14 protein-coding genes are annotated in these 18,023 nt (G+C 38.9%); 1 reads left to right on the top strand and 13 read right to left on the bottom strand.

Annotated features, from left to right (window positions below; genetic code table 11):
- Positions 1-123: 123 nt before the first annotated feature.
- The gene (locus VIG73_RS09770; RefSeq protein WP_331641420.1) at positions 124-558 is read right to left on the bottom strand and encodes a sigma factor-like helix-turn-helix DNA-binding protein; all 435 of its coding nucleotides are present in this window, start codon (positions 556-558) and stop codon (positions 124-126) included.
- A gap of 440 nt (positions 559-998) precedes the next feature.
- Between VIG73_RS09770 and VIG73_RS09765 the strand changes: the two genes are divergently transcribed.
- Positions 999-2,453, top strand: a complete 1,455-nt coding sequence (locus VIG73_RS09765; protein ID WP_331641418.1) for a recombinase family protein — start codon at positions 999-1,001, stop codon at positions 2,451-2,453.
- 2 nt (positions 2,454-2,455) lie between these two features.
- Here VIG73_RS09765 and rlmD read toward each other — a convergent pair whose 3' ends face one another.
- The 12 genes from rlmD to VIG73_RS09705 form a co-directional block, all read right to left on the bottom strand.
- Entirely contained in the window at positions 2,456-3,841 is a 1,386-nt protein-coding gene (rlmD, locus tag VIG73_RS09760; RefSeq protein WP_331641416.1) for a 23S rRNA (uracil(1939)-C(5))-methyltransferase RlmD, read from the bottom strand.
- A 190-nt stretch (positions 3,842-4,031) separates the two neighbouring features.
- A complete protein-coding gene (locus VIG73_RS09755) occupies positions 4,032-4,943 on the bottom strand; it encodes a diacylglycerol kinase (RefSeq protein WP_331641414.1) in 912 nt (303 codons plus the stop codon).
- A 142-nt stretch (positions 4,944-5,085) separates the two neighbouring features.
- Positions 5,086-6,516, bottom strand: coding sequence for an Asp-tRNA(Asn)/Glu-tRNA(Gln) amidotransferase subunit GatB (gene gatB, locus VIG73_RS09750; protein WP_331641412.1), 1,431 nt, complete (start codon positions 6,514-6,516; stop codon positions 5,086-5,088).
- On the bottom strand, positions 6,516-7,943 hold the full coding sequence (gene gatA, locus VIG73_RS09745; protein WP_414648399.1) for an Asp-tRNA(Asn)/Glu-tRNA(Gln) amidotransferase subunit GatA: 1,428 nt from the start codon (positions 7,941-7,943) through the stop codon (positions 6,516-6,518). Before gatA ends, gatB begins: the two co-directional genes overlap by 1 nt.
- A 54-nt stretch (positions 7,944-7,997) precedes the next feature.
- The gene (gatC, locus tag VIG73_RS09740; protein WP_331641408.1) at positions 7,998-8,288 is read right to left on the bottom strand and encodes an Asp-tRNA(Asn)/Glu-tRNA(Gln) amidotransferase subunit GatC; all 291 of its coding nucleotides are present in this window, start codon (positions 8,286-8,288) and stop codon (positions 7,998-8,000) included.
- 273 nt (positions 8,289-8,561) lie between these two features.
- Positions 8,562-10,112, bottom strand: coding sequence for an L-glutamate gamma-semialdehyde dehydrogenase (gene pruA, locus VIG73_RS09735; protein ID WP_331641406.1), 1,551 nt, complete (start codon positions 10,110-10,112; stop codon positions 8,562-8,564).
- 151 nt (positions 10,113-10,263) lie between these two features.
- Positions 10,264-11,490 (bottom strand): CamS family sex pheromone protein, encoded by a 1,227-nt coding sequence (locus VIG73_RS09730; protein ID WP_331641404.1) that lies wholly within the window; start codon positions 11,488-11,490, stop codon positions 10,264-10,266.
- A gap of 27 nt (positions 11,491-11,517) precedes the next feature.
- Complete coding sequence (gene ligA, locus VIG73_RS09725; protein ID WP_331641402.1) at positions 11,518-13,524, bottom strand: NAD-dependent DNA ligase LigA; 2,007 nt, start codon at positions 13,522-13,524, stop codon at positions 11,518-11,520.
- Between the two features lie 13 nt (positions 13,525-13,537).
- Complete coding sequence (gene pcrA / locus VIG73_RS09720; RefSeq protein WP_331641400.1) at positions 13,538-15,775, bottom strand: DNA helicase PcrA; 2,238 nt, start codon at positions 15,773-15,775, stop codon at positions 13,538-13,540.
- 27 nt (positions 15,776-15,802) lie between these two features.
- Positions 15,803-16,492: a heptaprenylglyceryl phosphate synthase gene (locus VIG73_RS09715; RefSeq protein ID WP_331641398.1), complete on the bottom strand. Its 690-nt coding sequence runs from the start codon at positions 16,490-16,492 to the stop codon at positions 15,803-15,805.
- Positions 16,493-16,664: 172 nt separating this feature from the next.
- Complete coding sequence (locus VIG73_RS09710; protein WP_331641396.1) at positions 16,665-16,961, bottom strand: YerC/YecD family TrpR-related protein; 297 nt, start codon at positions 16,959-16,961, stop codon at positions 16,665-16,667.
- Between the two features lie 17 nt (positions 16,962-16,978).
- Positions 16,979-18,001, bottom strand: a complete 1,023-nt coding sequence (locus VIG73_RS09705) for a DUF3048 domain-containing protein (protein ID WP_331641394.1) — start codon at positions 17,999-18,001, stop codon at positions 16,979-16,981.
- Positions 18,002-18,023: the final 22 nt, after the last annotated feature.

The following is an 18,023-nucleotide window of genomic DNA, read 5'->3' as shown; positions in this document are numbered from 1 at the left end:
TTACATTCTGACTACACAACGCCCCCCACGTTCGATTCTTAAACGCTTTATATAGTTTTATACCAAAACAAGTTAAAACGCTTCTAAAGGAAAAATAGAGCATTTTTCGTATGTCCTGAATATTCAATTGCGAATTAGTGAAATACTTTTCACCGCTTCCACATACAACCGAATGATATGTCTGGTACTATATCCGATCTCGTCCGCTATATCCTCATGAGAAAGACCATCTATGAAATACAACTCTAACACTTCCACGTGGCGGTCGTCGTCCAACAAGTCCAATACGCTATATATTTCACGTCTTATCGTTCTTGCTTTTTCGGTTAAATAGTTTACCCGCTCCTGCGTATCTTCCTTTCGCGCTACCAAATCATCAAACGTTACGGGAACACCACCACGTGGCATGTCTGAAATTGTACTAGTGCGTGCATTGTAAAGTCTGTCGTCCAATTCCAGAAGTTTTTGTTCCAATCGTTCAATACGCTTTTTCATTCGTGAGTATCCAAGTAAAAAGTGTTTATTTCGTTTGAACAAGTTCTCGTCCAGTTGATCCATTTCTTTTCACACTCCCGAAATATTCGTTCCTAACAAAGTTGCTCGTTTTTTTCGCAACTCCTTATATATTATTTGTTTTATATTATTTACTTATATATCTATATATATTAATTATTATATTAACTTAAAAGAAATATATATAAGTATATGATATTAGTATCGTAAACCTTATCCGTTGAGCCTTTTTCATTCTCACAAAATCTATCACATTTAAAAATAAAGATTACTAGATTATGATGAATTGTGTTTTTATGAAATTTACCAACGTATCACAAAATACACATCGATGATTAATAATAGTGATTTTCGGTCAATTTTTCACACTACTTTGTTATGCACCATCTCATTATTTTTATATTTTCATTGTCTGTTTTAAATATCCAACGCTATAATGTCCACTGTATTACGTTGATAAATACGAATGGTATAGGAGGATATTTATGAGAGTAGGTATTTACGTTAGAGTATCTACACAAGAACAAGCAATGGAAGGTTATTCTGTGGGTGAACAGACGGAGCGGTTAAAGGCATACTGTACAGCGAGAAATTGGAACATCTACCAAGTGTACACCGACGCAGGTATGAGTGGTGCTAACATTAACCGCCCAGCTCTAAAACAAATGCAGCAAGACATTATGAATAAAAAATTAGACTTAGTACTCGTTTATAAACTGGATCGGCTTTCGAGAAGTCAAAAAGATACGTTGTATTTGATTGAGGACGTATTCCTAAAAAATAACGTGGACTTTGTTTCTATGAACGAGAACTTCGACACGTCCACTCCCTTTGGACGAGCGATGATTGGAATACTTTCGGTATTCGCCCAGCTCGAACGAGAACAAATCAAAGAACGAAGTGCTATGGGACGTGAAGCACGAGCCAAAGCAGGTTACTTTCACGGGGGCGGTTTCGCACCAATTGGATATGACTATGTGGACGGAGAATTGATTGTAAATGAGTACGAAGCTATGCAAGTTAAAAAAGTCCATGAGTTATATCACAAAGGACTACCCATTAACCGTATAGCGAATTATATGCATAAGCGATATACCACGAAGCACGGTGGTTGGGAATTTCACAGTACGGTAAGAAGTGCACTTACACAACGCTTATATACAGGTGTGATTGAGTGGAAAGGTGAAGTTTACAAAGGACGACATGAAGCTATCATCGACGATAAGACATTCGAGAAAACGATGAAGCTTTACGAACAAAACACATGGAAGAAAGGAAGCGGGGAACGAAAAGCTCGACCATTCCAAGCGAAGCATTTATTAACAGGTATCGTTCACTGTAACAACTGTGGTGCGAGATATTTTGCGAAGGGGAATTATTCAGGTAGAGGGGAAAACCGACGTTACCGCCCATACTATACATGCTATTCGAGAGCAAAAAGTTCAAAGCGTCATATCATCGATCCAAACTGTAAAAATCCAACGTATGCTGTCGTGAAATTAGACGCTATCATCAAGGACGAAATCAAAAAGCTATCGTTTAACCCTGAACATATTCACGATATACAGCGTGAGCAATTGGGAGACGAAGTAGCGGAACAAGCGAAACACAACGAAGTGATTCAAAAACGAATACAAGACATCGACCATCAAGTCGCTCGATTACTCGACTTGTACCAGCTGGATAATATCCCGTTCGATACGATTACTGAACGAATCGGAGCGTTGAACGATGAAAAGAACGCATTAACTGAAGAACTCGTAGACGAAAAAAAGCACGTCCCAGCGCTCACCACCAGCGAAGCGAAAGAGTTACTGAAACGTGCTACTGAAATATTGGATAAAGGGGATTTACAAGAACAAAGACAACTCGTTCATGCCCTCATCGACAACATTATTATAACCGATGAAGGTATCGAAATATACTGGGCTTTCGCATAAGCCTATTTTTTACCGACATAAGTAAGGCGACAGGTGCACTCCACATGCATCGTTTGTGGAAACATGTCAACTGGCTGGACTTCCTTCGTTTGAAAGCCGCCGTCTTCTAAGATGCGTATGTCTCGTGCTAAGGTTGATGGATTGCAGGAAACATAGACAATGCGTTTCGGTTTCATGGCAATCATAGCTTGGAGAAGGTTTTCATCACAGCCTTTTCGTGGTGGATCAACGACAATGACATCCGGTTGTAATCCTTGTGCTTGCCACCATGGCATCACTTTTTCCGCTTCCCCTATGAAAAACTCAGCATTCGTGATTCCATTTAATTTTGCGTTCTTCTTTGCATCATCGATTGCTTCTGGCACAATCTCTACACCGTACACTTTTTTCGCTTTTTGTGCTAAGAAAAGTGAAATTGTCCCAATCCCACAATAAGCATCAATGACGATATCATTCCTTGTTAATTGGGCGTATTCAAGGGCTTTTTTGTAAAGTTTCTCTGTTTGTACGGGATTAATTTGATAAAATGATTTGGCAGATATGCCAAAGCGGATATCACCGATTGTGTCATAAATATACGGTTCGCCCCAAATAACATATGTCTTGTTCCCCATAATGACGTTTGTACGTCGGTCGTTAACATTATGGATGATCGATTTTATATTGGGATTTGCTTCGGTTAAGGCTTTAGTAATTTTTTCTTTATGCGGTAAATACTTCGTTCGTGTAATAAAAATAATCATGACTTCGTTGGTGTTTTTTCCAGTTCGGACCATAATATGACGTAAGACACCGCGATCTGTTTCTTCATTATAAGCTGATATACCGAATCGGTTGGCGATATCGCGTGCAGCTTGTACCATTTCGTCGTTCTGCTTGTCTTGGACAATGCATGTTTCCATGTCACTAATGATATCGTGGCTACGCATACGGTAAAAACCTGTCATGAGTTCGCCGTCCTTCTCCCCAACTGGAAGTGCTGCTTTATTACGATAACGCCACGGTTCATCCATTCCAATTGTTGGATGTACAGGGACATCTGGTAGATGGGCAATTTTATTCAAGACATTTTTCACTTGGTTTTGTTTCATTTGTAGTTGCATCTCATAGTTCATATGTTGAATTTGGCAGCCGCCACATTGATAGAACACATCACAAGGAGGTTGAACACGATTAGGGCTCGGCTTTTTCACTTCGAGTAATTTTCCATAGCCGAATTTTTTATTCACTTTAACGACCTTCACAAGTGCTTCTTCTCCAGGTAATCCGTATGGGACAAATAGTGGATAACCATCAACTTTCGCAACCCCTTGGCCATCATGGGTAAGGTCTTCAAATGTTAGAATATGTTCTTCATTCTTTTTAACGGGTGCTTTTACTTTTGCCATTTATGTCATCTTCCTTTTCGTTCGGGTTCATGATTCTAATCTTATCATATTTGCCTTTTGAATGAGAGTTAGGTTATCTCCTTAAATTTCGCTTTAATATAAGTGTACGTTCAAAAACCGATTCTACTCTTGATTATTCGAATGTCCATCCATATTAGGCCATCTAACAAAAAGAAGACTACTGAGATAATCAGTAATCTTCATGGCTTTCGATAAATGATGCGGGTACGACAAATTCGATATGTTCTTGGAGATTAATAAATTCACCTGGTAGAAGCCCGCCATATTCTCCATCAATATTCAATTGCATGTCATCAACTGGGGTTACTTTAATATGTTTTGCCTGTGTGTAAATAATGCGCTCGTCCTCGAGGTGATTACCACGAAGCGCAAGGGTTGCTAGTCTAATAAATTCAGCGAGATTTGTTTTACGTAAAATAATTAAATCAAAATAGCCGTCATTAATTTTTGCGTCTGGAGCGAGTTTTTCAAAACCGCCTACAGAATTCGTATTCGAAATGAGAAAAAGCATAATGTCTTCATCGATCACATGACCGTCATATTCAATTTTCACCTTTAATGGTTTTAATGATGGTAACATTTCAATGCCTTTTATATAGTAGGCAAGTTGACCAAGCATCGTCTTTAATTTGATCGGTACATCATATGTTAGCTCTGTCAGTTTCCCACCACCAGCAATGTTAATAAAATATTGACGATTTACTTTTCCAATATCTAGGCGCATGCTATTATTTTCTGCTATGATTTCTGTTGCTTTTAACAGGTCTTTTGGAATATTTAATGCCCTCGCAAAATCATTCGTTGTCCCTGCTGGTAAAATACCAAGCTTCGGCCGATTTGGTTGTTCAGCCATCCCTTGGACAACTTCGTTAATCGTTCCATCCCCACCAGCGGCAACGATTAGATCAAATTGATGTTCGACAGCATAGCGTGCAGCTTCGATCGCATCACCTTCACCTGTTGTAGCATGTGCCGATGTTTCGTATCCAGCCTTTTCGAGTCGCTCTAATATATCTGGAAGCTTCTTTTTTACTGCTTCGCGACCTGCTGTTGGATTATAAATAATTCGAGCTCGTTTCACATCGACCCCTCCCATACATACACTACGATTAAATCTTGAAAAAGGTTTCCCGTTTCTAAACTAATTTCTATCATATACCTTTCATGTAAAAAAGTAAAAGACTACTGTGCTTATATCGCTGCACAGTAGTCTTTTCAATATCTTAGCGTTTATTAATTTCTTGAACTAAAATCTTGTTAACCATTGGTGGGTTCGCTTGGCCTCTAGTTGCTTTCATCACTTGTCCGACTAGATGTCCAAGGGCACGCTTATTCCCTTCTTTATAGTCGTTTACAGATTGTTCATTCTCATCGAGAACTTTCGTAATGATTTCTGTTAATTGACCTTCGTCAGATATTTGAGCCCAGCCTTTTTCTTCGACGATTTGTTCTGGGGCGCCACCTTTTTCAACAAGTTCAGCAAAAACACGTTTAGCAATTTTAGATGATATGGTTCCATCTTGAATGAGTTGAATCATTTTTCCTAGTGATTCTGGTGTAATCGCTAATTCAGACAGTTCTTTCTGGTGTTTATTCATATAACCAGAAATATCACCCATCAACCAGTTCGAAGCTTGTTTAGCATCAATACCGTCTTTAATCGTTGCTTCAAAGAAATCAGACATTTCTTTCGTACTTGTTAACACACCTGCATCGTATTCTGGTAAGCCAAGTTCTTCTACATAGCGTTTACGACGCTCATCTGGTAGTTCAGGAATAGATGCGCGAACGCGTTCTTTCCAAGCATCATCAATATATAGTGGAACAAGATCTGGTTCCGGGAAATAACGATAATCTTCCGCATCCTCTTTCACACGCATTAAAATCGTTTCACCAGTCTTTTCATCAAAACGGCGAGTTTCGTGTTGAACTGCTTCACCTGATAAAAGGACTTCTGCTTGACGTTTCTCTTCAAACTCTAATCCTTTTTGAACGTGAGCAAATGAGTTTAAGTTCTTTAATTCCGCCTTTGTTCCGAACTTCTCCTGTCCTCTAGGGCGGAGCGAGATATTCGCATCACAACGAAGTGATCCTTCTTCCATCTTCACATCAGAGACACCAGTGAATTGGATAATGTTTTTTAATTTTTCAAGATATGCATAGGCTTCTTCTGGTGAGCGCATATCGGCTTCAGATACGATTTCAATCAGCGGTGCCCCTTGACGGTTAAAGTCAACGAGTGAGTATCCGTCACCACCGTGCGTTAATTTACCAGCATCTTCTTCTAAATGGACACGATTAATTCCGATACGTTTTTTCCTACCGCCTACTTCAATTTCAATCCAACCATTTTCACCAATTGGTTGATCAAATTGAGAAATTTGATATGCTTTCGGGTTGTCCGGATAGAAGTAGTTTTTACGGTCAAATTTCGTATGTGTCGCAATCTCACAATTTAATGCCATGGCTGCTTTCATACCATAATTAACCGCTTCTTCATTAAGTACAGGTAATGTTCCTGGATATCCTAAGTCAATTGGATTCACATTTGAGTTTGGTTCTGCACCAAATTCATTTGCACTAGGGCTAAAAATTTTAGATTTCGTTTTCAATTCAACGTGAACTTCAATTCCGATGACTGTTTCAAAATTCATTACTGTGCACCTCCCAATTGAGGTAATGTTTTATGAAAATCGGTTGCTTGTTCAAATGCATGTGCAACGCGATAAACAGTTTGTTCTGCAAAATGCTTTCCAATGATTTGTAAACCAAAAGGAAGACCATCTTTAGAGAATCCACAAGGAACAGAAATAGCTGGTACACCCGCTAAGTTAATTGGTACAGTTGTTACATCACGAGCATAGACAACCATTGGATCAAAGTTTTTCTCACCGATTTTAAACGCTGGTGTTGGCGTTGTTGGTCCTACAATAACATCATAGTTTGCAAAAACGTGATCGAAGTCTTGTTTGATAAGTGTACGGACTTGTTGTGCTTTTTTGTAATATGCCTCATAATTTCCTGAACTTAACGCATAAGCACCGAGGAACATCCGTTTTTTCACTTCATCTCCAAAACCTTCACTACGGGAAAGTCTGAACATATCAAGCATGTTCTTCGCTTTTTCAGAACGGACACCATAACGAACACCGTCAAAACGAGCGAGGTTTGCTGAAGCTTCTCCTGAAGAAATAATATAGTAAACAGCGGCTGCATACTTAGAATGTGGTAAGGAGACCTCTTCCCATGTCGCACCTAACGATTCGTATAATTTTAATGCATTCATGACCGCTTCTTTTACTTCCGGATCAACGGCTTCACTTAAATATTCTTTTGGAACAGCGATTTTTAGTCCTTTGATATCACCTGTTAGCCCCTCTGAAAATGCTGGTACATCTTCATGAGCTGATGTCATATCCATTTTATCACGGCCGGAAATGACTTCTAAAATACGTGCATTATCTTCGACTGTTCGTGTAATTGGACCGACTTGGTCTAATGAAGACGCAAATGCCACGGCACCAAAGCGTGAGACGCGTCCGTATGTTGGTTTCATTCCGACAACACCGCAGAAAGCTGCTGGTTGACGAATTGAACCACCTGTGTCTGTACCTAAAGTAAATAACACTTCACCTGCTGCTACAGCTGCAGCCGAACCGCCACTTGAACCTCCTGGTACATGATCGAGATTCCACGGATTATGTGTTGTTTGGTAGCTAGAATTCTCTGTTGTTGACCCCATAGCAAATTCATCCATATTTAATTTACCGACTGTTACCGCTTCTGCTTCGTGAAGCTTGTCAACAACTGTTGCATCATATAGTGGATCAGTGAAATTGCTTAAAAATTGACTCCCGCAAGTTGTACGAAGTCCTTTTGTAACGATATTATCTTTAATCGCTCCAGGTATACCAAATAATTTAGCATCCTTATTCGTTTGTTGATCTAATTGTTCTGCTTTTTTCAGTGCGTTTTCTTCATCAACAGTTATAAAAGCTTTAACCTGATCATCAACTTCTTTAATCCGATTCAGTGATGATTCGACTAAGTCTTTTACTGTTATTTCATTGTTATGTAGCATCTTTTCAATTTCTTTAATACTATGCTTTTTGAATGTCACTTTTGTCTTCCCTCCTTAATCTAAAATGGCTGGTACTCTAAATTGACCATCTTCATGATCTGGCGCATTTTTCAACGCTTGTTCTTGAGTAATCCATTGTTTTGGTTCGTCATCACGCATCACGTTCTTTAATTCAATCGCGTGAGTCATCGGTTCTACACCGTCTGTATCTACTTCATCTAAACATTTAACATAATCAACCATTTTATTTAAATGCTCCGTATATCGAGTTGCTTCTTCTTCGGTTACAGCGATTCTTAACATATCGGCAAGCTGTTTTACCTTATCTTCCGAAACATGTGACATCATTTGCACCTCCAACCTTATTTAACAGTTGTAACACTATTGATGATAGCAGAAGTAGGAGGTTTTTAGCAACTCTGGAATAACCTATGGAGTTATGTAGAAGCTGATTTTACTGCCATTGATGGAATGAAAGGGATTGGGGAGTGGAGTGGTAGATTATATAGGCTTGATGCAGTCTATCGTATACAACTCATCACTGGCCTTCGCTACTATAGGTATAGATAAAACAAATAAAAAACACCCGCTTCAGAACAAGGAAGCGGGCGTTTATAATTAAAACATTTCTGATGTTGTTTTAGCTTGCATATGTTGGATAAGGTAGTCTGGGCCACCTGCTTTTGAGTCTGTACCTGACATGTTGAAACCACCGAATGGTTGGTAACCAACGATAGCAGCTGTACAGCCACGGTTGAAGTATAAGTTTCCAACATGGAAGTCTTCGCGAGCTTGTTCAATATGTTCGCGGTTATTAGAAATAACAGCACCAGTTAGACCGTATTCAGTGTTATTAGCGATTTCGATTGCTTCGTCAAAATCTTTCGCTTTAGTTAAGCCGAGCACAGGTCCAAAGATTTCTTCTTGCATGATGCGTGCTTTAGGAGCAACATCTCCAAATACAGTTGGTTTAATGAACCAACCTGTAGAGTCGTCTCCTTCACCACCTGCAAGTAGTTCGCCTTCTTCTTTACCAATTTCAATGTAGCTCATAATTTTATCATAAGCTGATTGATCGATAACTGGTCCCATGTAGTTACGTGATGGGTCTGCTGGGTCACCAACAGTCAATTCTTTCGTTAATTCAACAACACGGTCTTTCACTTGCTCATAAACATCTTCATGGATAACGGCACGTGAACATGCTGAACATTTTTGACCTGAGAAACCGAATGCTGATTGAACGATTGATTGAGCTGCTAATTCTAAGTCAGCATCGTTATCAACAACGATTGTATCTTTTCCACCCATTTCTAAAATCGTACGTTTTAGCCAAATTTGACCTTCTTGGATTTTAGCTGCACGTTCGAAAATACGTGTACCAACTTCACGTGAACCTGTGAAGCTAACGAAACGTGTACGTGGGTGATCAACTAAGTAGTCACCAACTTCTCCACCTGGACCAGGAATGTAGTTTACGACACCTTTTGGCATACCTGCTTCTTCAAGCACTTCCATAAATTTATGAGCAACGACTGGTGTTGCACTTGCTGGTTTAAGTAATACTGTGTTACCTGTAACCATTGCTGCTGCAGTCGTTCCTGCCATAATAGCGAATAGGAAGTTCCAAGGTGAAATAACAACACCTACACCTAATGGAATGTAGTGGAACTGGTTACGTTCGATTGGACGGCTATTAACCGGAACACCGCCTTTTAATTTAACCATTTGACGGCCGTAGTATTCCAAGAAGTCGATTGCTTCTGCTACATCAGCATCCGCTTCATTCCAAGGTTTTCCACCTTCTTTAATCAGATGTGCAGTAAATTCCGCTTTACGGCGACGTACAATTGCTGCCGCACGGAAAAGAATATCTGCACGGAATTTAGGATCTGATTTACGCCATGTATTAAAAGTTTCATCAGCTACTTTCATCGCTTTTTCAGCAAGTTCTTTATTCGCTTTAGAAACATATCCAATTACTTCTTCTTTTTTCGCAGGGTTTACAACTTTAATCTTATCTTCTGTTGTAATTCTCTCACCATTAATAATAAGTGGATACTCTTTACCGAGGTCTGCTTCTACTTGTTTAATAGCTTCTAATAGAGTCTGTTTATTTTCTTCTACAGAAAAGTCTGTAAAAGGTTCATGTTTGTATGGTACTACCATGTATAAAACCCTCCTTGAAATAATCTATGGATATCCTTGATTTCGCTCTCATATTCTATATCATTTTGCCCAAAAACACAAAAATCAGCTCGAAGAATACCCACTACTCATTCTAACGGAAAAAAACAAATGGTTCAATTAATGAGTGTTTTTATTGGAAAATATGCACATTCAAATCGTCTTTTCCGGCTTCTCGATAAATAATACTTTCCATTTGGGTACTTGATTTAATATTAATCTCTACGTCATAGTTATTAGACAGTAATTCTTTTGCAAGACCATAAACGTATTGGGTGAAGCCAAGCACTTCCCCTTTTCCATAGAATTCGATTGGAATATCGAGAACAAGTTTGTTTAATTCTTCATTAATATAAAAACCTCTGCCGATTACCCCAACATAATTTGGAAAATAATCTGCTACTTCATTACTAAATCGTTTAATCACTTCTGATTCTTCGACATGGTATTTCTCTGCTTCATTAGAAGGAAAAAGAACATTCTTCTCTTTAATTGTCTCCCACTTGCCAATTTCGTTTTGCCCTTTATCAACAAGCGTCTTTGCAACAAAGCTTCCTGGAACGGGTGATGATTCATCCTCTTCTTGATAGATAGCAAACATAATTGGGACATTCTCCAAACCTTCCATGGTACGTAGTCGACTGAGAATTTCCTGTGCATTTTTTTTGCCTTGTTCAATCATTTTATCCTTTGGTATGTCTGTTTCATGAAACGTCCGTTTCTTTTCCTTGTCTTCTGTATAAAATCGGTAGACAGACTTCATGGAAAGTCCTATAGAGACACCAGCTACTTTCGCTTGTTTGTCTTTAGTGACTAAGAAATTCTGTTCGACGATATGTGATAAGTATTTCGGTTTTTTCTTTTGTTCCTTCACATTGTTTTTATTATTGATTGCCGGGTTAATGCCTTGCTGGAGGTCGTTGCGAATTCTTTCTTTATCGACGGTCATTTGTGCTTTTCTTAATTTTTGTACTTCCTTTTCAACTGCTTTATTAAGCTGTTCTTTCGTTAGTTTTCTCCCTAACCATCCGTAAACCGTTTCAGAAGATAGAAACTGTCCTTCCCGAAAGATATATGTTTCAGGATCAAAATAGTCTTTTGAATGACGACGTAATCCTTCTTCAACTTCGTCAATATCAACGCGGTTAGCTAATTGATTAACAATGACACCACGTGCAGCACCAGATTCATATGGAAGGAGCATACGATAGTTTTCTTTCGATAGTTTATAGCTAGGCACAATGGAAAGTTCTTTCTTCTCCTTTTCGTCCTGAACAACCTCTTCCTCTTTCTTCTCTCCAGGTGTACAACTCGTAAAGAGTAAAAGGATACAAACGCCTATAATACCAATCCTTTTCACATGTTTCCCACCCTTCATCTTCAAATATTAATCTTTTTCTAATGCTAGTTTTAATTGTTCCTCATTCCAAATGGTGATACCAAGTTTTTCTGCTTGTGTATATTTTGAACCAGCAGCTTCTCCGGCAATAACTAAGTCTGTATTTTTACTAACACTGCCTGTTACTTTCCCACCTAGAGCTTCAATTCTCTCTTTTGCTTCTTTCCGGGTAAAATGTTCTAACTTCCCTGTTAAGACGACGGTTTTTCCAGAAAAGGCAGTGTCTTCAATTGACTCACTAGGTGTACTTCCTTTATATATCATATTAACACCAAGCTCAGATAATTGTTGAATCATCGTACGTACCTTCTCGTCGGAAAAATATTGAACAAGGGAATCAGCCATTTTAGTGCCGATTTCATCAACTTGAACAAAATCTTCATATGTCGCATGTTGTAATTGGTCCATCGTTTGGAATGCCCTTGCTAAAATCTGTGACGCTCTTACACCGATAAAGCGGATGCCTAATCCGAATAACAATTTTTCAAGGGAGTTTTCCTTTGATTGTTCAATAGCATTCAATAAATTCGTGACTGATTTCTCACCCATGCGTTCTAGCTTTAGGAGCTCATCTTTTTCCAGTCGGTACACATCTGGAATCGATTGAACCAATTTTTCGCGAAATAGTTGAGCAATGATTTTCTCTCCTAAACCGTCAATATTCATCGCATCACGTGATGAGAAGTGAATGAGGCCTTCCTGTATCTGTGCTGGACAACTTGGATTTATACAACGAAGGGCTACTTCTTCTTCAATATGAATCAATTCACTATTACAAGCTGGACAATGTGATGGCATTGAAAATTCCTTTTCTTCACCGGTTCGTTTTTCATGAATCACTCGAACAATTTCTGGAATAATATCGCCGGCTTTTCGAAGGATGACTGTGTCCCCAATGCGGATATCCTTTTCCCGAATAAGATCTTCATTGTGTAATGAAGCACGTTGTACAGTTGAACCTGCGACACGAACCGGATCTAAAATAGCAGTTGGTGTAATCACACCTGTCCGTCCAACACTTAATTCAATATCACGTAAGGTTGTCACAACTTCTTCAGCAGGGAACTTATAGGCAATCGCCCAGCGTGGATTTTTTGATGTGAATCCGAGCGCTTCTTGATCAGCTAATGAATCAACTTTAATGACAATCCCATCAATTTCATATGGCAAGTTCGGTCGTTCTGTTGTCCAATGCTCTACATATTCAATAACCTCTTCAATTGACTTACATACTTGCCATTCCTTATTCACTTTAAAGCCGAGCGACGCTAAATAGGTTAGATGTTCACTGTGCGAATTAATTTCCTTACCCTCCCATACACCAACACCATACCAAAAAACATCGAGATTACGAGAGGCTGCAATCTTTGGATCTAATTGACGTAATGAACCTGCAGCTGCATTACGTGGATTAGCAAATAGGTCCTGCCCTTGTTCTTCACGTTGTTTATTAAGCGCCAAAAAAGAACGATGTGGCATAAATGCTTCCCCACGCACTTCGATAGTGTTTTCTTCTTGAATCGATAGCGGGATACTGCGTATGGTACGTAGATTACTTGTAATATCTTCACCAATTGTTCCATCTCCACGGGTTGCCCCTTGAACGAGTTGACCACCCTCATAACGTAATGACACAGCTAAACCATCGAACTTAAGTTCACATATATAAGTGACCTCTTTACCAATAGCTTGTTTCACCCGACGGTCAAAGTCACGTAATTCATCGGCATTAAAGGCATTACCAAGACTAAGCATCGGAATAGCATGACGTACTTTTTGAAACGATTCCAGTGGTTGATCTCCGACGCGTTGTGTCGGGGAGTCAGCTGTGATCAATTCCGGAAATTTCTCTTCCAACTTGTCTAATTCACGAAGTTTTTTATCATATTCTGAGTCTGGTACACTTGGCTTATCTAATACGTAATACTCATAACTATATTGATTGAGTTCTCTTCTTAAGGCATTAATCTTTTGTTGTGCTTGTTGTTTATTCATTCGCATCACCCTCCTATTGTTTCGTAATTGGAGCGAACTTCGCTAATAATCGCTTAATACCAATAGGTGCTGGAAATGCAACATCAAGTTCGAGCGAATCGCCTTCACCGTCTACTTTTACAACAGTACCGACACCCCACTTTTTATGAAGTGCTTTATCTCCAGGACGCCAGCTTTCGGTTTCGGCCCCTGATGTTTGTTGTTGGATTCGTTTGGCTCTTCTTCTTGGCATTTGCCGTTTTTCTTGTGAGTTGAAACGCGTTGTGCCCGTAAATAATGAACCGAACATATCTTTCTTTGCTTCTTCCATACCGTCGATTAAACCATCTGGAATTTCATTGATAAAGCGACTAATTGGATTCATATTTGTTCGCCCATAAAGCGTCCTCATTTGGGCATGTGTGATGTAAAGCAACTGTTCCGCTCGCGTGATGCCAACATAGGCAAGTCGCCGCTCTTCTTCCATTTCCTCATCATCCATCATGGAACGACTATGCGGGAATACGTTTTCTTCCATACCAATCAAAAAGACAACCGGAAATTCAAGTCCTTTTGCTGCATGTAATGTCATTAATGTTACTTTTGTCGAGTGATCTGGGTCCTCTTCATCTACTTGGTCAATATCAGCGATTAAGGCTAAATCTGTTAAAAAGGCGATTAATGTTTTATCATCATTTTTCGCTTCAAAGTCACGCGTTACCGTTTTAAACTCTTCTAAGTTTTCTAAGCGACTTTGTGCTTCAATACTCCGTTCATTCAACAACATCTCTTCATAACCAGAACGTGTTAATACTTCTTCAACCATATCTGTCGCTGTTAAAAACTCTTGTTGCTGATGAAGTGTTTGAATCAAGTTAGCAAAGTCTGCTAACGCATTGGCAGCGCGCTTTGTTACACCGGTAAAGTCAACTTCTTTCGTCGCTTGGAATAACGATATATCATGTTCTGTCGCATACATTTGCAATCGTTCGACTGAGGTTTTTCCAATACCACGTTTCGGTTCATTGACAACTCGTTCAAAGCTTAAGTCGTCATCAGGGTTAGTAATTAATCGTAAATAAGCAATCATATCTTTAATTTCTTTTCGTTCATAGAATTTCTGCCCGCCAACCATTTGATAAGGCATACCTGATTTAACAAAGGCATCCTCTATCGCACGTGATTGAGCATTTGTTCGATATAAAATCGCAATATCATTCGGTTGGTAATTCTCTTCTTGGGTGAGTTGTTTAATTGTTTGCATCACGAATAATGCTTCTTCTTGTTCGGTTGAACCGCGAAAGTATTGAATATTCTTTCCAGATGGGTTTTCCGTCCATAGGTTTTTCGGCTTACGACCACTATTATTTTCAATGACTTTATTAGCTGCATCTAGTATCGACTTCGTTGAACGATAATTTTGTTCCAATAGAATGGTACGCGCAGCAGGATAATCTTTTTCAAAGGATAAAATATTACTAATATCTGCTCCACGCCAACGGTAGATCGATTGATCCGAGTCCCCTACAACACAAAGGTTTTGATAGCGACTTGCTAACTGTTTTACTAAATAGTATTGGGCATGGTTTGTATCTTGATACTCATCAACATGAATATATTGAAAACGACGCTGATAATACTGCAACACTTCTGGAACACGTTGGAATAAGTGAATCGTTTCCATGATTAAATCATCAAAATCCATGGAATGATTCTTTCGTAAAACCTTCTGATACCCCTCATACACATGAGCAACTTGGCGATCATAGAAGTTTCCAACTTGTTCATTAAATTTCTCTGGCGTAATTAACTCGTTCTTTAGAGAACTAATACGTCCAAGCATCGCACGTGGATCGAATTTTTTCGGATCGATATTTAAGTTTTTTAACACTTGTTTGACGACCGATAATTGATCACCACTGTCTAATATGGAGAAATTCTGATTATAACCAATTCGATCAATATCTCGGCGTAAAATACGTACACACATGGAGTGAAATGTCGATACCCACATGTATTCCGCCTCTTGACCGACAAGTTTGGATACACGATCTTTCATTTCTCTTGCTGCTTTATTTGTAAAGGTAATCGCTAAAATATTTCGAGGCGCAACACCTTTTTCGTGCAATAAGTAAGCCATTCGATGGGTTAACACTCTTGTCTTACCACTTCCAGCTCCAGCCATAATAAGCAGTGGCCCATCTGTATGTTTTACTGCTTCTTTCTGCTCTTTATTTAATCCATTTAACAGGTCGTCTGTTGTCAGACTCACCTTGAACACCACCTTATAAAATTACTATTACTGTTTGACAGCCCGTACTGTTTTTAAAGCTTCTGTCGGGTTTGTATATAAACTGTTACCAACAATGATGACATCAGCATGGGCAGACATCTCACGTGCTTGTGCCTTATTCTCAATGCCACCACCATAAAATAATAACGTATTTGTAAGCTCATTTTTAACCTTTTTGACGAGTTTAGGCTCACCATATGTGCCACTATATTCAACATAAAATATCGGTAAATGAAACATACGCTCTGCCATATAGGCATATGCTAAGACATCTTCTTCAGTTGGTAACTGACAATTTGCTTTTTGATATGCTTTCGCTTCTTCATTTAAGATACAATAACCTTCAACAAAAATCTCATCCCAATTCATCATCTCTTTAAACTGTTTAATTGCTTCATGTTGGATATCCATCATCCATTTTTTATCTCTAGAGTTTAACACCATAGGGATAAAATAATAATCAAACCCTGGTGTAATAGCTTCCATATTCGATACTTCTAAAATGCATGGTACTGTATAGCGGCGAATTCTGGACAATAAATCCAATACACCATCCAATGTGACATCATCTGTCCCACCAACAATGATGGCATCTGTACCTGACTCACAGACACGCTCTAATAACTCGTCCGACATGTCTTTAGCTGGATCGAGTTTAAATATGTGATTCCACTCTTTCATTGAATTGTGCAACATAATTGCCCTCCATTTTCATAATCCGTTAGTCTATTATAACAAATATTGATAGATGAATTGAACGATATCGTGGTAAAAGTTCAAGATAAAAAGGGGTAGTTTACGTAAAAATAAATAGGTGGGGAAAACTTACGCTCCCCACCACCCAATCTATTTCATTAGCACTGTCTTATTACTCTTCATTATTTAAGCGATCTAACACGAGCCCATAGCCACCACTTCCATAATCAATGCAACGTCGAACACGAGAAATCGTCGCTGTTGATGCTTTTGTTTCTTTTTCGATTTCATTATAAGTCTGTCCTTCAGATAACATTTTAGCAACTTGAAATCGCTGTGATAAGGATTGGACTTCACTCATTGTCGCAATGTCGTCAAAGAAGCGATAACATTCTTCGCGATTATCTAAGGACAAAATCGCATCAAATAATTGATCGAGTTGTTTGCCACGCAATTTATCAATCTGCAAGCTCATTCCTCCTTTATTTATTGTACTGTAACCGCCCCTTCTAACCCAGGGGATGTTGGAATGACATTAATCCATGTCTTACCAGGTATAAGTCCAACTGGTTGCCCATCTTTTACTGGTAAAATACGTCCTTCAACACTTTGCCATTCAAGTTTCTGGACAAGTCCTTTTTGTAGTAAGTATGCCTGACCACCACTGTCTAAATCCACTTTACGTCTGCCTTGATCATCAATGACCTCATGAGCAGTTTCTATAATCAATACATTACTTAGTTCAATTGGTTGATTAGATTCCAGTTCAACAGATTGTTCCCCATCACTGTATCGGTCATAAACGTCTTTTGTTGCATCATATTGATAAGTAACAGTTGTTAATGGGCTTTTGAAATAAGTTATTTCTACTCGATCGGCTTTTTCACCTTCGATTTGTTCAGTTTCTTCTTCTGTTAAAAATGGCAATGGCTCATAAGTTTCAGTTATATCAAAGCCTTTTTCTCCTGCAATTTCATTAACAGCTCCGAATTGTAAGTATGAATTATGGGGTGCTTGACGTCTATCATCACGCTTAAATAAATGACCATCATTATCGTAAGAAGAACCGTTAATACTATCGATACCCCGTTCTTTTATCATATCACTAATAAAGTCTGCAGCACCATGATGAATATAAATTGCTTGATACCGTTCAGCTAAATCAAAATAATACTCTCTAGCACTCCGAACTGGGCCGACAACTTCTGGCTCCTCACTATGGTATAGAGCTAGGAATCGCGTAATGTTCCCTTCCGCAAGAATCTCAAATACGAGATCGGCTTGTGATAAACCAGTTTGCGGGCGCGCTTTCGCATGATTATTCACCATCACACTCACAATACGCCGATCGATTCCCTTTCCTTCTAAGCCTGTCAATGGAAAGACACCTTTTTCTACAGCTTCTTCATTTGATTGGTCTTTTGCTGATTGATTTTCATCTTTGTCTTTTGAACAACCGACGACTAACATTAGGAGTAAAGCTGTCAATAATATTACGTACTTTTTCATATCTCCTAGCTCCCTTTTGCTT

This window comes from Cerasibacillus sp. (genome assembly GCF_036516575.1).
Classification (GTDB): Bacteria; Bacillota; Bacilli; order Bacillales; family Amphibacillaceae; genus Cerasibacillus.
This window is presented reverse-complemented; position numbering and strand designations above follow the sequence as displayed.